Origin of the sequence: Mycobacterium sp. RTGN4 (assembly GCF_033804635.1) — a bacterium.
Classification (GTDB): Bacteria; Actinomycetota; Actinomycetes; order Mycobacteriales; family Mycobacteriaceae; genus Mycobacterium.
The window spans coordinates 98,915-113,716 of sequence record NZ_JAPZLB010000017.1; the positions used below are offsets into that span (position 1 = coordinate 98,915).

Consider the following 14,802-nt stretch of genomic DNA (forward strand, 5'->3'; position numbering starts at 1 on the left):
CATGACTCCAGTTCCCGAGCGCGCGCAAGTCGTCATCATCGGCGGCGGCGTCATCGGAACCAGCGTGGCCTACCACCTGACCAAGCTCGGCTTTTCCGACGTCATCCTGCTCGAACAGGGTCAGCTGTCGTCGGGCACCACGTGGCATGCCGCAGGTCTGGTCGGACAACTGCGTGCGTCCGAGAGCGGCACGCGACTGGTTCAATACTCGACGCAGTTGTACACCGAACTCGAGGCCGAGACGGGCCTGACCGCAGGCTACAAGGCGTGCGGAGGCGTGACCGTCGCGCGGAGCGAGGACCGCATGATCCAGTTGCGTCGCACGGCGGCCAACGCGGCCGCGTTCGACCTCGAGTGCGAACTGCTGACGCCCGAACAAGCCCAGCAGCACTATCCGGTGATGCAGGTCGACGATCTCGTCGGCGCCATCTGGCTGCCAGCGGACGGGCGCGCCAACCCCACCGACCTGACGCTGGCGCTCGCAAAGGGCGCCCGGCTGCGCGGAGCCCGAATCATCGAGCGCACCAGGGTGACCGGCGTGACGACCGCGGATGGCCGGGTCACTGGAGTGCGTACCGACGCAGGCGACGTCGAGGCGGAGATCGTCGTCAACTGTGCGGGCCAGTGGGCCAAGCACGTCGGGTCCATGGCAGGGGTCAACGTGCCACTCCACTCCGCCGAGCACTTCTACGTCGTGACCGAAGCCATCGCCGGCGTGCACACCGACATGCCCATCCTGCGCGACCCCGACGGGTACACGTATTTCAAGGAGGAGGTCGGCGGTCTGGTCATCGGCGGATTCGAGCCGGAGGCCAAGCCATGGGTCGGACCCGACGAGATCCCATACCCATTCGAATTCCAACTACTGGAAGAGGATTGGGAGCACTTTCAGATTCTGATGGACAACGCGCTGCTCCGGATCCCAGTCCTCGAGGACACCGGGCTCAAGAAGCTCTACAACGGGCCGGAGAGCTTTACTCCGGACAACCAGTTCATCCTCGGCGAGGCGCCGGAGTGCGTCAACTTCTTCGTGGCGGCGGGCTTCAACTCGGTGGGCATCGCCTCAGCGGGCGGCGCTGGTCGAGCGCTGGCCGAGTGGATCGCCAACGGCGCGCCCACGACCGACCTCACCAGCGTGGACATCCGGAGATTCGCGCCGTTCAACGGCAACAATCGCTGGCTGCACGACCGGGTCGCCGAGATCCTCGGCCTGCACTACGAAGTCCCTTGGCCCAACCGGGAACTCACGACCGCTCGGCCCTTCCGCCGCTCACCGGTGCATCATTTGCTGGCGGCTGCGAACGCCAACTTCGGCAGCCGGATGGGGTGGGAGCGGGCCAACTTCTTCGCCCCACCGGAGTGCGAGCCACTCATCGAGTACTCATGGGGCAAGCAGAACTGGTTGCCGTGGTCCGCGGCCGAACAGACCGCAACGCGCACGGCCGTCACGGTTTTCGATCAGACGTCGTTCTCGAAGTACCTGTTGGTCGGCCCCGACGCCGAAGCCGCATTGCAATGGTTGTGCACCGCCGACCTGGCCGTCGACGTCGGCCGCACGGTGTACACCGGGATGCTGAACGAACGTGGCACCTATGAGTCGGACGTGACGGTGACCCGCATCGCGCCCGACGAGTTCATGATCGTCAGCAGTGCAGCCACCACGGAGCGGGACAAGGACCATATCCGCAAGAACATGCCCCCCGAGGCACGCGCCGAACTCGTCGACGTGACCTCAGCGCTGGCGGTGTTCGGCGTGATGGGGCCTCGGTCACGGGAGCTGCTGAGCACGCTCACCGATGCCGACCTGAGCGACGCGGCCTTCCCGTTCGGTACCAGCCGGCCAATCTCCTTGGGGTACTCGACCGTTCGTGCGACCCGCATTACCTACGTCGGCGAACTCGGCTGGGAGCTCTACGTGCCCGCCGAGTTCGCGGTCGGCGTGTACGAGGACCTGATGGCGGCGGGAGCGGAGTTCAGCGTGGCGCGCGGCGGCTACTACGCGATCGAATCGCTGCGCCTGGAGAAGGGTTACCGAGCATTCGGTCGCGAGCTAACCCCCAACGACAACCCCGTCGAAGCGGGCCTGCTATTCGCCTGCAAGCTCAAGACCGACATCGACTTCCTGGGCCGGGTCGCCGTGGAGAAGGCGAAGGCCGACGGGCCACGGCGCAAGGTCATCGGCTTCTCGGTCGGATCGGCCGAGGAGATGCTGTGGGGCGGTGAGCTCGTGCTGCGCAATGGCGAGGTCGCCGGCCAGGTGACGTCCGCGGCCTGGGGGGAGACGACGGGGGCGTGCGTGGGACTGGCCTACGTCCGGTCGCCGGAGCACGCACCGATCACCGCCGACTGGATCCGGGCCGGCGACTACCAGGTCAACGTCGGCGGCGTGCTCCACCCAATCACGGTGTCGCTCAAGGGAATCTACGATCCCGACAACTCCAGGACCCGCTGACGATCAGCCCTCTTTGTCGAGGTCGTCCCACATCGCGATGAGCGTGTCCAGGATCTCTTCGCCACGACCGAGTCCGCCGAGATGGCTCTCGCCTGGAAGGGTATAGAGCTCGGCATCGGGCAACTGAGAGACGACATGCACCCCGTGCTCGAACGGGACGATGTGGTCCTTGTCGCCGTGCCACCAACGCACCGGCACCTTCACCTCGTCGAGCCGGAAACCCCAGTCCTTGGCGAAGACCGCAACGTCGGCGAATGGCGCGGCCAACTGCTTGCGGCTTCCGTTGAGCAGGTCGTCGAGGAACATCGCGCCGAACTCCGGGCGCTCGAGCAGCCGACGATCACCTATAGGCGACACCCAGGCGTAGGCCTGCACCGCGAGCGGAGCAACGGGTCGAATCAGCCGGACGAGTCCGACCGCTGCCAGCCGCAAGGGCAGGCCGACGACCGGCAGGGCGGGGGCCATTTTCGATCCGAACCCCATCAGCCCGCCACCGATGCCTTCGGCGCCGACGGTGGGGGCCACACCACCGAGCACACACGCCACCACCACGCGCTCCGGCATCGCCGCCGCGCACGCCAGCGCGTACGGGCCGCCGCCGGAGAGCCCGATGACGGCGAACTCGTTGATCCCCAGGACATCGGCGATGGTGCGGAGGTCGTCGGCGAAAGCCAACACGTTCGGGTATTGGTAGAACGTCGACGAGCCGATTCCCGGGCGGTCGATCCCGATGAGTCGGATGTTCTTGCGCTCCGCGTACGCCCGCGCCTCGACCGGAATCTGGCGCCGGGCACCGGGGGTACCGTGCAACCAGAACACCGCGCGGCCCTGCGGGTCGCCGAACTCGGCGAACCCGATCTGACGATCATCCCCAACGGCAACGTTGCCTTCCAGCTTGGGGCGAGCAATATCCATCATGGGCAAGAGTGTCGCATGCGGGGTTTGCCGCCTTGGCTGCCTTCGCACAACCAACGGTGACCTCGAAAGTCGGGCAGGCTCGCACACTCGGCCCGGCGTGCGCTCCATTCACAGCTTCGGCGCGCTCAGATGCAAGAATTATCGCAATGAACGTGCGCGTGGTCGTCGCTGATGACGACGTCTTGCTCCGCGAGGGCATCTGCAGCTTGCTCGAACGATCGGGTTTCGACGTCGTCGGGCAAGCGGGCGATGCCGCCGAGCTGCTGGAGTTGGTGCGCGAACGCCAACCCGCGCTGGCGATCGTCGACATCCGGATGCCCCCGTCGCATGAGACCGAGGGGTTGGACGCGGCCAAGACCATCCGGGAGGAATGGCCCCAGACGGCGATCCTGGTGCTGTCGGCTCACGTCGACGTGGAGCACGCGATGGAACTTCTCGCAGGCGGCCACGCCATCGGGTATCTGCTCAAGAGTCGCGTCACCGACGTCGCGGACTTCGTCGACACCGTAGGTCGGATCGCGAACGGGGCATCGGTGATCGATCCGGCGCTGGTCGCCGAACTCGTATCGGCGCGGCGGCGCGACGATCCGCTGGCAGCGCTCAGCACCAGGGAGCGCGAGGTGCTGACGCTGATGGCGGAGGGGCTCTCCAATGCGGGTATCGGGCGGCGGATCTGGGTCACCGAGGGCACCGTCGAGAAGCACGTCCGCAGCATCCTGACGAAGCTCTCGCTGCCCGAGACGGGTGACGATCACCGTCGCGTGCGCGCGGTGATCATGTACCTCGACTCGCTCTGAGTTGGATTACCCCCGGCGTCGGATTACCCGCGGCCGCCGACCAACTCGCGGATGGCTGCGGGGGACAGCGCAAACTTCGGGAGGAACCCGAGCGCCGGGCTGTCCGCGATCATGTCGGCGAAGTCCTGCTCGGAGTGAGTCGAGATCAAGATCACTGATGGCGCAGGCGAATCCGCCGCGTGAAGTGTGCGCGCCAACTCGAATCCACTGTCGGCACCGAGATCGACGTCCACCAGCGTGACGTCGGGGCGCAACTCGCGATAGCGGGTGAGGCCTTCTGCTGCGGTGGTCGCGACCCCGACCACGGCGATTCCAGCGAGCTCGAGCATGCTGCTCGCGGCGTCGCGAAAGTTGGCGCTGTCGTCGACGATCAGACAGCGCACGGAAGCCGTCCGGTGCACCACACCCACCGAGTTTCGCAGACCGGCGAGCCGAGGGCATTACCGCTAGCGGGAATCCTCGACAGTGGCGCACCCGTTAGCATCCGGTGCAATGACAGCTCAAGGCGGAACCGCGGATGCGGACGGGCGCTGGCGGCGAATTCGCCGCAGGCTGCTGGCCGTGGTGTTGCGTCCCACGGCGCGGCCGCTTGGCTGGGGCATCGTGGTCGCGGTCGCCTTTATCGTCGCCGAGGCCGGATTGGTGCTGCTGCTGAAGCGAACCGCACCGGACAACTCGTACGGCGCGATCTTCCTGCTGGGCGTCCTGGTGGTCGCGGCTGGGTGGAACTTCGGGTTGGCCCTGGCCACGTCGTTGGCCAGTGCGGTGGTCTACGTCTACTTCCACGTCGAGGACGGCGACAACCTGATACCCGCATTCCTGGTGTTCCTTCCGGTGGCGCTTTTGGCCAGCGTGCTCGCCAGCCAGGCCAGGCTGCGGGCCGCCGAATCGGAGGAACGCCGCCGCGAGGCGAACGCACTCGCTCAGCAGCAGGCCGCGCTGCGCCGGGTGGCCACCCTGGTGGCACGGGGCGCGAAACCAACAGACCTGTATCCCGTCGCCGTGACCGAGCTTGCCCGTGGGCTGGCTTGCGAACACGTCACGCTGATCGAGTTCGATGCCGACGATCGAGGTGTAGTTCTGGCCTCCCTTGACGTGCCGGGACCGACGAAAATGAAAGTGGGCGAATCACTTCCGCTCGACGGCGACAACCTGAGCCGACGAATACGCGAGACCGGGGAGCCCGCCCGCATCGACGACTACCAACTCGTCGAAGGCACGATCGCCGCGCGGCTGCGCGACATGGGTTTGCATTCCGGGGTGGGCGCACCCATCACAGTCGACGAATCCACCCGCGGCGCGCTGATCATCGGCACCGCGAAACCCACCCCGCTGCCCAGTGAAACAGAAGCTCGGATAGGCGATTTCGCCGATCTGGTCGCCACCGCAATCGCCAATGCCGAGACACGCGCCGAGTTGCGCGCATCGCGTGCCCGCGTCGTGGCGGCCGCCGACCAGGCCCGGCGTGGCATCGAGCGCGACCTCCACGACGGCGCACAACAGCGCATCGTCTCGCTGGGCCTCGGACTGCGCACGCTGGAGGCGACGATTCCACCGGAGCAGCAGGCCATGCACAAGCAGGTCGACAACCTCATCACCGGGATGGCTGACCTCTACACCGAACTGCAGGAGCTGTCCCGCGGCATCCACCCGGCGATCCTGTCGAAGGGTGGCCTTGGGCCTGCCCTCAAGACACTCGCCAGGCGCTCGACCGTGCCCGTCGCGCTCCATCTCGACGTCGACCGTCGGCTGCCCGAATCCATCGAAGTGGCGGCGTATTACGTCGTCGCCGAGGCACTCACCAACGCTGCGAAGCACTCCAGGGCCGCCGGGGTGAGCATTCGAGCCGGCTTCGACGGCAGCGACCTCCGGCTGGAGATCGCCGACGACGGTGTCGGCGGCGCATCGCCCGGCACGGGGTCCGGCTTGGTCGGACTCAAGGACAGAGTCGATGCCGTCTCCGGTCGACTCGTCGTCACCAGCCCGCCGAGTGGGGGCACCACCGTCTCCGCGCGAATCCCTGTCGATGCGGACTGATTCGAAGCGCTAGCGTCCGACCCAGAGCGCGGGCCGCCGGCTGGCCCACGGCATCGCCTGCTCGAGCTGGCGCGCCAGTTGGAGGAGGATCGCCTCGTCGGGCGCCATCAACTGCACGCCGATGGGCAATCCGGTCGACGTCACCGCCAACGGCAGCGAGATCGCAGCCCAGCCAGTGACATTGGCCAACGTGGTCCAGCCGGTGGTGGCGAACTCCACGTCGAAGAACTTTCGAGTCGTTCCGCGGGGCTGATCCAAAAGCGCATACGGCGGCGGGGGAGTCAGCAGGGTGGGCACCAGCAGCACGTCGTACCCGGCCATCCCTGCCGCGAATCGCCGGGTCTGCGCGTGGACCGCTGCGATAGCCCCCGCATAGGCAGCACCGCTGATGGTGAAGCCCTCACGAATCATCACCCACGTGCTCGGCTCGAACTCGTCCTCGGCCGGCTCGCGGCCAAGATGGTGCGCGGCGAATGCATACAGTTCGGCGTTGCTGACTCCGTGCAGCACGGCAATCGCATCGGCGATCGCATCGGGATCGATCGTTGGTGCACCCGAATCCACTTGGTGCCCAAGGCCGGTCAGCGCAGCAGCGACCGCCTCCACGGCGGCAATCACCTCCGGATGGGTGGACGCACCGGGGAACGGAGAATCCGTAGTGGTCAAGACCCGTTGGCTGGCAGGTGCTTTCGCGATCACATCCAGGAAAGGCACGGTGGGCGGTGGTGCGGTGTAGGGATCACCGGGCGCCGATCCCGTCACGGCGTCCAACAACGCCGCGCTGTCGCGCACGGTCCGAGTCAGCGCGTGCTCGTTGACCAAACCCTCGAGGCCCTGCCCGGCGCCTGGCGCGAACGACGTCCGCCCGCGGCGCGGCTTGAGTCCCACCAGCCCGCAGCACGACGCGGGCACCCGGATCGACCCGGTGCCGTCGCCCCCGGAGGCGGCAGGCACGACACCGGCCGCCACGGCTGCGGCCGACCCTCCGCTCGACCCGCCCGGAGTGATGTCCGGCGACCAGGGGTTCACCGTCGGCCCGAACAACGACGGTTCGGTGGTGCAGTGGTTGCCCCACTCGGGCGTGTTGGTCTTGCCGAACAGCACCAGGTCGGCGGCCAGGTACTGGTCGACGATCCACGCGGAATCGGTTGCCACGTATGTACGCAACGCACGCGATCCCATCGCCTCCGGGGCGCCGGCCAGCGACGCACCGAGATCCTTGAGCAGGAACGGCACCCCGGCCAGGGGACCGGCATCACCGGCGCGCAGCACGCCGGAGGAGTCCAGCGCCGAGGCTTGCGCCCGACCCCGCTCGATGAGCTCGGTGATGACCGCGTTCAACCCACGCGCGGATTCGAGGCGCAGGATCGCGGCGTCCAACAGCTCCGTCGCAGTCACGTCACCCGATGCCACGAGCGCGGCCTGTCCGATGGCGTCGATGCCGCCCAGTTCCGTTGCCGAGTGCCCGTCCATGTACACGGATCATGCGGGCCCGATCGGCTGTGGGCAACTCGGGTGGCTACTCGGGCTCTGGCGCCGCGGTCGCTTCCTCGCGCTTGTCGACAGCCCGGGTCTTGTAGAGGCTGGCGATCGTCGTGACGACGAGTGTGACGATGATGACGCCGAGGCTGGCGAGCGTCGGAATCTCGGGCACCGGCACGTGCTCGCCGCCGTTGATGAACGGCAGCTTGTTCTCGTGCAATGCATGCAGCACCAGCTTCACACCGATGAAGGCCAGGATGAAGGCGAGGCCCTGGGACAGGTAGACCAGCCGCTTGAGTAGGTCGCCGAGCAGGAAGTAGAGCTGGCGTAGGCCCATCAGCGCGAAGACGTTCGCGGTGAACACGATGTACGGCTGCTGGGTGAGTCCGTAGATGGCGGGAATCGAGTCCAGCGCGAACAGCAGGTCGGTGGTGCCGAGCGCCACGATGACGAGGAACATCGGCGTCATCAGCCGCTTGCCGTCCTCCTTGATCCACAGCTTGAGGCCGGCCCACTTGTCGGTGAGGGTCAAGTGGTTGCGCGCGAACCGCACCACCCCGTTCTCGGCGTCGTCGTCGTGTTCGGTGTTGCGGACCAGTTTGATCGCGGTGTAAACGAGGAACGCGCCGAAGACGTAGAAGATCCAGGAGAACTGGTTGATCGCCACCGCACCGAGCGCGATGAAGACGCCGCGGAAGATCAGCGCCAGAATGATGCCGATCAGCAGGGCTTCCTGTTGATACTTCCTCGGCACGTTGAAGCTCGCCATGATGATCAGGAAGATGAACAGGTTGTCGACCGACAAGCTGTACTCGGTGAGCCAGCCCGCGAAGAACTCGACGCCGTACTGGTGGCCGTGGAAGTTCCACACCCAAATGCCGAACGCTATGGCCAGGCCGACGTAGAACGTCAGCGCGATCGCGCACTCGCGGAACGTCGGCTCATGTGGTCGGCGCGCGATGAAGATGATGTCGAATAGGAGCACGGCCAGGGTCACCCCGAGGGTGACGGCCCATTCCACGGTAGAAACATTCAAGAGAAAAGCCTCCGGACGTCAAAAAACGGCCGAGGTCTCTGCCGCCGCAGTCATGCGGCCCGCGGTACCGGCTGCCCGACATTGGACAACGTGATGACGACACCGCGACGAAGGAATACTCCCCTCACCGACCAGTCTGTCAGATGAAGAGGCGTCCAGGGAAGTCGGCGGCATTGTGAACAAGCTCGCAACGTCGGCCCGCACTTGGTTAGGCTGCCTAGCGGCAAGCGCCCACGATGACGCGAGGTGACGGTGAAACTGGAGTTGCTCACACCGAGTATCGAACTCGGCCTGGTGACCACGAACCTCGACGCCATGGTCGCGTTCTACGAGGAATTCCTCGGGCTCGAACTGCAGGGCGTCATCGACTTCGAGGACGGCTCGCAGCGGCGCTACGCACTCGGGTCCGGCGTGCTGAAGCTCGTCACCTATACGAATGCGCCGCCGCTGGCACCGACTCCCGGCGGCGGTCATGCCCAGGCCGGGCTGCGGTATTTCACCATCGGAGTCCAGAACCTGCGCGCCGTGGCCGCCGAGGTCGAGGCGGCCGGATACGAGATCGTCGAGCCACCAACCGAATTCGTTCCGGTACCGGGGATGGGCTGGATGTTCGTCGCGGATCCCGACGGCAACTCGATCGAGCTGTTCGGAACGCTGTAGTCGTGGCGGGAGCAAGCGGCGACGTCTGGGAGGTAATGTCCACCGCCCGCACGATCCGGCGGTTCAGCACGCAACCCGTCGACGACGTCACGCTCGCACGCTGTCTTGAGGCAGCCACTTGGGCACCGTCGGGGGCCAATGCCCAAGAGTGGCGGTTTGTCGTCCTGAAGTCACCCGAGCAGCGGGCCGTCGTAGCCGAGGCCGCCGCGCAGGCCCTGAAGGTGATCGAGGTGGCGTACGGCATGACCCGGCCCGCCGCCGATGACCTGAGCCGCCGCGCCAGGGACAATCGGGCCACCTACGAGTTGCATGACCGTGCAGGGGAGTTCACCTCGGTGCTGTTCGCCCAGAAGCGGCTTCGGATGGCCTCCGACATGTTGCTGGCGGGGTCGATCTTCCCTGCGATGCAGAACCTTCTGCTCGCTGCCCGCGCCCAGGGCCTCGGAGCATGCCTCACCAGCTGGGCGTCCTACGGCGGCGAGCAGCTGCTGCGTACTGCCGTCGGCGTGCCCGACGACTGGATCATCCCTGGCCACATCGTCGTCGGGTGGCCCAAGGGCAGGCACGGCCCGGTGCGGCGCAGGCCCTGGCAGGACGCGGTCAACCTGGATCGATGGGACGAGCGCGCGGACGACATCGCGAGCGCGGCCGTCGTCGACTGACCCAGACGCGCACCGTGGTCGCGAGATTGCGCTCACGTAAGCGGCCACTCGCACGTTCGTTGACGGACTTCAATCTCGCGAAGCGGACGTCAGGCCGGGATGACCACCGTGAGCGCGTTGGCGCGCCGCTCGACGCGCATGCCCGCCCGCCGCGCAATGGCCGCGACACCTGCCGCGTCTGCGGGTTCCGCCCTGGTGGTCGCGAGCACCCTCGCCAACCGGCCCTTGTGGGCCTTGTTGAAGTGGCTGACCACCGTTCGGCGGCCGTCGGCGTGTTCGGCCAGCACGTCCACGTCGACCGCCCCCGGTACCCGCCCGAGCGCCGCGTAGGAGCCGGAGCGCAAGTCGACGATGAGCTCGTCTGCTGCGAGCCGTGCCAGTTCGGGCTCGAGTACCGGCTTCCATCGGGCGCCGAGGGTGGGCCGGTTGGGCAGCTTCGACGTCGCCGACAGCCGGTAGGCCGGCACCAGGTCGTCGGCGCGCAACAGTCCGAAGAGCGCCGAGCCGATGGCCAGTCGCCCCCGGGCGCGGGAAGCGGCTGCGCGGCTTAAGGATTCGATGTCCAGCGCGTCGTACAACACCCCGGTGTAGCGGTTGATCGCGGGCAGCGTCGCCGAGTAGAGCAGCGCCGCGTTGCGTTCGATCTCGCCGTCCTGCTTGGCCGACAACCCCAGCGCGGTGCGGCACGCCGGTCGGTCGGCGGCCAGCGCCATCAGGTCACCGACCAGCCACGCGCGCAGCGGGCCGAGCGCGGGAGAGCTCAACTCGTCCAGGCTCAGCGGCGGTCCGTCGCCGCCGGCGCGCTTGGTCTCCGACGGCGGCAGCAGCACGATCACGCCGAGACGTTAACGCGTCAGCCGTAGGCCAGTAGCAGGGGGATCCGCTGTTCGGCGGTGGTCAGTGAGCCGTGTTGTCCGATCAGCGCCGATTCGATGGGCTCCACCGTCCGGCGCACCATCGCGGCGGAACCCCGTGCGGCGGCAACGACGTCACCGATGCGTGGGCGGACGTGGTCGGCGATCCGAGCACCAAACCAGCCCGCGTCGATGGCCTGCTCCTTGGTCACCACCCACGCGCGGTCTCCGACTGTGTCCCGCCACGCCGCAAGCACGTCGTCCCCGGCGCCGTCCGCCACGTAGACGTGCCGCGCCCGCGCCTCACCCCCGATGTCCCGCACCCCGTCGGTGAGCGGCCCGGAGTCGTCGACGTCAATGACGTCCTCGGAGTGCACGGCGACCATGCCGTGATCGGCCACAACCGCAAGGAGTCCGCCTGGGGGCAGGCTCTCGACGACGGACTCGACCAATCGGTCCACCTGCCGGAGTTGCATGCGCCACGCCTCGGAGCCGGGACCATGCAGGTGCCCGATGAGGTCGAGGTCGGCGTGATAGCCGTAGCAGAAGCCGCCGTCGGCAACGGCGGCGCGGACGGATGCGGCCAAGTCACCAAGGCCTTGCACGCCGACGTACCGACCGCCGCGGAGCACCGCACGCGTCAGCCCGGAACCGGCGAACTCGGCGTTGGACACGACGGTGACCGCCATGCCCGCCGCGGCCGCTCGCTCGAACGTCGTGGAATTGGGTTGGACGTCTTCGGGCACGACGACGTCGCGGAGGTCGTCTCCCCAGGGGTGGGGCCGCCAGCGCAGGGCATTCATCACCCCCGCGCCCGGGATCCGAAACGTGTAGCCCACCATCCCGTGTTCGCCGGATCGGTATCCGGTGCCGACGGCCGCCAGCCCCGCCGCGGTCGTTGCCGGGAATCCGACCTGCAGGGTCTGGCCGCGCATCCCGGCCAGCACCGGCGCGGCATCCGCGTAGGCGTCGAGCAACTCGGCGCCCAGCCCGTCGATCAACAACACGCATGCGCCGGTCAACTCGCCCCGCAACTGAATTCGTGCCTCGAAACCCGCGACACCCATCGCGGTGAGCACCGCAGGCGTCACGTCGGCCAGGTATGCCAGCTCCTCATCGAGCCGGGGTGGTAAGTCCACGGGCCGATCCTGCCACGCGGATAACATCGCCCGATGGCCAAGATCGAGTTGTCGCGAGAGTTGACGATCACCCCCGAGCAGGCATGGACACACGCGTCGAATCTGACCGAACTCGGGGACTGGCTCACGATGCATCAGGGCTGGCGCAGCGACCTCCCCGACGAGCTCACCGAGGGCACCACCATCGTCGGGGTGGCGGGCGCCAAGGGCATGCGCAATCGCGTGACGTGGACGGTGCGCAAGATCGACCCGCCGAAACTGCTCGAAATCACCGGCGACGGGGTCGGAGGTACCAAGTACGCCCTGAAGATGACCGTTGCCCCTGCCAAGGCGGGCTGCAAGTTCACGGTGAAGATCGACCTCGGCGGCCGACCCCTGTTCGGGCCGATCGGTGCCGTCGCCGCCCGCGCGGTCAAGGGCGACATCGAGCAGTCCATCGAGAAGTTCGTGGCGCTCTACGGCTGAGCGTCCTTCTTTCGGTGTAGCGAGACCGCGTAGTGGCCGCCGTTGAACGGTTGGCAATCCCAGGTGGCCCAGCGTGCGACGGGCTCCAAGCCCACCGCTGCGCACAACCGGTCGTAGTCGGCCAGCGCCAGCCGGTCCGGCCGGAGCTGGAATCCCGCGACAAGCAGGCCACCGGGGACCAGCCGGCCGGCGAGTTGCGACAACACGCGCTGCTCGGTGCCTGGATCGAGGAAGATCATCACGTTGCCCGCCAGCACGACGAGGTCGAATTCCGCGTCGAGCCGGTCCTGCAGCTCGGCGAGATCGGCTTCGAGCCACGACAGGGTCGGAGCCTTCGCCATCGCCGCGGCCAGCATCACCGCGTCGGTGTCGGCACCGGTCACCGAGTAGCCGCGCTGCGCCAGCTCGATGGCCACCCGACCCGTGCCGCAACCGGCGTCGAGCACGCGCGTGCCACCGGACTCTGACAGGAGTGCCTCGACGAGGTCTGCCTCGCCGTGGACGCTGCGGCCCTGTGCGGCCAGCGAGGTCCAGCGCGCGTCGTAGTCGTCCCCGCGTGGGGCGTCAGAGCCTTGCCAGCGGGTGCCCACCGCTAGCCGGCGACGATGGAATCGCCTTGGACGGTAACCGCTTTGGCGTCCAACGGCTTGGTCGCAGGACCGTGTTCGACGGTCCCGTCGAGGTTGAACTTGCTGCCGTGGCATGGGCAGTCGATGGTGCCGTCGGCGATTTTGTTCACGTTGCACCCTGCGTGTGTGCAGACCGAAGACAACCCCTTGAAGACGCCTGCCGTTGGCTGCGTGACGACGGTGTCACCGACGATGAGGCCTCCGCCGACGGGGACGTCGGCGGTCTTGGCCAACGCGCTTGGGGCAGCCGATGATCCGGACTTCTCGGCGGTTCCCGAACTGCTGCTGCTGCCCGCGTCCGGCTTGCCGTTTGCCGAGCAGGCCGCGAGCGCAACGGTGACGGTACCGAGACCGGCGCCAACGATGACCGTCCTGCGTCGCGGGCGGAAGGCTTCGAGATGCATGACTGACTCTTTCGTCGAAAGGACTGCACAGGTGGGCTGAAACGGGGGCTGTCGGGGAATTGTCCGCTGTGCGGGCAGCAAGGCGCCCCCGAATCTAGAAAGTGATTCCCGTGGTCTCGAAGAACCAGAGCGCCGAGATCGGCCACCTCAGTACCGGACCTCGCTCTGCAGCAGCGGCGGATAGACGGTGGAGGACTCGCCGTCCACGGTGGTGCCCGCGAACTGAAGCGAGCGGGACAGGGCGCCGTGCATCGGAGCCGGGTAGTCCAGCGTCGGCGCCGAGATGTCGTCGAGCATCCGGAGGTGTTCGGTATCGAGCACGACGTCCAAGGCCACCAGGTTGTCCTCAAGGTGGGCCAGGCGCCTGGCGCCGATGATCGGTACGACCGTGCCTTGCCGGGCCCGCAGCCAGGCCAACGCGACGGCCGCCGACGTCACGCCAAGGTCGGCGCCGACCGCGGCAACGGCGTCGATCACGCCGAACTCGTCGGCAGTCGGGCCACCGACGAAAGCTGCTCGCGCAGAGTCGGTTACCTCGGTGTCGCGAGTGTACTTTCCGGAGAGGAAACCGTTCTTGAGCGGACTCCAGGGCACCAGCGCCATGCGCTGATCCGCCGCCAGCGGCGCGAGTTCGCCCTCTACGGTGCGAGCCAGCAACGAGTACTCCACCTGCAGCGCGATCAGCGGCGCCCAGCCGCGCAGCATCGCCAGCGTCTGGGCTTGCGCGGTCACCCAGGCCGGGGTGTTGGAGAACCCGAGGTAACGAATCTTGCCTGCGCGCACCAGATCATCGAGGGTGCTCATGGTTTCCTCGATCGGCGTCTGGCGATCCCAGTTGTGTAGCCAGTACAGATCCAGGTAGTCGGTCTGCATCCGGCGCAGCGTTTCGTGGATCTGCGCGATGATCGACGAGCGTCCGGCGCCCCCGCCGTTCGGGTCGCCGGGGAACAGGTTCGTGAAGAACTTGGACGCCAGCACGACGTGCTCGCGCCTGCCCGGTCGCTTGGCGAAGTAGTCGCCGAGGATTCGCTCCGAGTGGCCGTTGGTGTAGAAGTTGGCGGTGTCGATGAAGTTTCCGCCTCGCTCCAGGTAGTGGCCGAGGATCGCCTCCGATTCCTCCACACTGGTGCCGGCCCCACCGGGATCTTGTCCAAAAGTCATCGCCCCGAGGGCAAATGGGCTAACCCGCAGACCGGACCTTCCCAGCGTTACGTAGTGGTCGAGCGACATGAACTCCTCCTTGTGACAATTCATTTGGACGAGTTCA

Annotated in this window: 15 protein-coding genes; 6 read left to right on the top strand and 9 right to left on the bottom strand. The window is 67.2% G+C overall.

The window, feature by feature from the left end:
• Window position 1 precedes the first annotated feature (1 nt).
• Window positions 2-2,452, top strand: a complete 2,451-nt coding sequence (locus SLQ30_RS28215; RefSeq protein ID WP_319450070.1) for an FAD-dependent oxidoreductase — start codon at window positions 2-4, stop codon at window positions 2,450-2,452.
• 3 nt (window positions 2,453-2,455) lie between these two features.
• Here SLQ30_RS28215 and SLQ30_RS28220 read toward each other — a convergent pair whose 3' ends face one another.
• Window positions 2,456-3,370 carry an alpha/beta hydrolase gene (locus SLQ30_RS28220; protein ID WP_319450069.1) on the bottom strand — a complete coding sequence of 305 codons (915 nt, stop codon included), beginning with the start codon at window positions 3,368-3,370 and terminating at the stop codon, window positions 2,456-2,458.
• 146 nt (window positions 3,371-3,516) lie between these two features.
• Between SLQ30_RS28220 and SLQ30_RS28225 the strand changes: the two genes are divergently transcribed.
• Window positions 3,517-4,167 (top strand): response regulator transcription factor, encoded by a 651-nt coding sequence (locus SLQ30_RS28225; RefSeq protein ID WP_319450068.1) that lies wholly within the window; start codon window positions 3,517-3,519, stop codon window positions 4,165-4,167.
• A gap of 23 nt (window positions 4,168-4,190) precedes the next feature.
• On the opposite strand, the gene SLQ30_RS28230 is transcribed toward SLQ30_RS28225, so the two are convergent.
• Entirely contained in the window at window positions 4,191-4,550 is a 360-nt protein-coding gene (locus tag SLQ30_RS28230; protein ID WP_319450165.1) for a response regulator transcription factor, read from the bottom strand.
• Between the two features lie 109 nt (window positions 4,551-4,659).
• Between SLQ30_RS28230 and SLQ30_RS28235 the strand changes: the two genes are divergently transcribed.
• The gene (locus tag SLQ30_RS28235; protein WP_319450067.1) at window positions 4,660-6,204 is read left to right on the top strand and encodes an ATP-binding protein; all 1,545 of its coding nucleotides are present in this window, start codon (window positions 4,660-4,662) and stop codon (window positions 6,202-6,204) included.
• Between the two features lie 9 nt (window positions 6,205-6,213).
• On the opposite strand, the gene SLQ30_RS28240 is transcribed toward SLQ30_RS28235, so the two are convergent.
• Window positions 6,214-7,677, bottom strand: coding sequence for an amidase (locus SLQ30_RS28240; RefSeq protein ID WP_319450066.1), 1,464 nt, complete (start codon window positions 7,675-7,677; stop codon window positions 6,214-6,216).
• Window positions 7,678-7,723: 46 nt separating this feature from the next.
• The gene (locus SLQ30_RS28245) at window positions 7,724-8,722 is read right to left on the bottom strand and encodes a TerC family protein (RefSeq protein WP_319450065.1); all 999 of its coding nucleotides are present in this window, start codon (window positions 8,720-8,722) and stop codon (window positions 7,724-7,726) included.
• A 246-nt stretch (window positions 8,723-8,968) separates the two neighbouring features.
• Here SLQ30_RS28245 and SLQ30_RS28250 point away from each other — a divergent pair, with 246 nt between their 5' ends.
• Window positions 8,969-9,382 (top strand): VOC family protein, encoded by a 414-nt coding sequence (locus SLQ30_RS28250; RefSeq protein WP_319450064.1) that lies wholly within the window; start codon window positions 8,969-8,971, stop codon window positions 9,380-9,382.
• A 35-nt stretch (window positions 9,383-9,417) separates the two neighbouring features.
• Entirely contained in the window at window positions 9,418-10,044 is a 627-nt protein-coding gene (locus SLQ30_RS28255) for a nitroreductase family protein (RefSeq protein WP_319450164.1), read from the top strand.
• An 89-nt stretch (window positions 10,045-10,133) separates the two neighbouring features.
• Here the strand turns inward: SLQ30_RS28255 and yaaA are convergent, their stop codons facing one another.
• Both yaaA and SLQ30_RS28265 read right to left on the bottom strand, forming a co-directional pair.
• Window positions 10,134-10,880, bottom strand: coding sequence for a peroxide stress protein YaaA (yaaA, locus tag SLQ30_RS28260; RefSeq protein WP_319450063.1), 747 nt, complete (start codon window positions 10,878-10,880; stop codon window positions 10,134-10,136).
• A gap of 17 nt (window positions 10,881-10,897) precedes the next feature.
• Window positions 10,898-12,037, bottom strand: a complete 1,140-nt coding sequence (locus SLQ30_RS28265; protein ID WP_319450062.1) for an alkaline phosphatase family protein — start codon at window positions 12,035-12,037, stop codon at window positions 10,898-10,900.
• Window positions 12,038-12,070: 33 nt separating this feature from the next.
• Here SLQ30_RS28265 and SLQ30_RS28270 point away from each other — a divergent pair, with 33 nt between their 5' ends.
• Window positions 12,071-12,502, top strand: a complete 432-nt coding sequence (locus SLQ30_RS28270; protein WP_319450061.1) for an SRPBCC family protein — start codon at window positions 12,071-12,073, stop codon at window positions 12,500-12,502.
• Here the strand turns inward: SLQ30_RS28270 and SLQ30_RS28275 are convergent.
• From SLQ30_RS28275 to SLQ30_RS28285, 3 genes are all read right to left on the bottom strand, one after another.
• Entirely contained in the window at window positions 12,493-13,092 is a 600-nt protein-coding gene (locus SLQ30_RS28275; RefSeq protein WP_319450060.1) for a class I SAM-dependent methyltransferase, read from the bottom strand. The genes SLQ30_RS28270 and SLQ30_RS28275 overlap by 10 nt on opposite strands.
• Window positions 13,093-13,094: 2 nt before the next feature.
• Window positions 13,095-13,535 (bottom strand): Rieske (2Fe-2S) protein, encoded by a 441-nt coding sequence (locus tag SLQ30_RS28280; RefSeq protein ID WP_319450059.1) that lies wholly within the window; start codon window positions 13,533-13,535, stop codon window positions 13,095-13,097.
• Between the two features lie 147 nt (window positions 13,536-13,682).
• Window positions 13,683-14,765: an aldo/keto reductase gene (locus SLQ30_RS28285; RefSeq protein WP_319450058.1), complete on the bottom strand. Its 1,083-nt coding sequence runs from the start codon at window positions 14,763-14,765 to the stop codon at window positions 13,683-13,685.
• Window positions 14,766-14,802 lie beyond the last annotated feature (37 nt).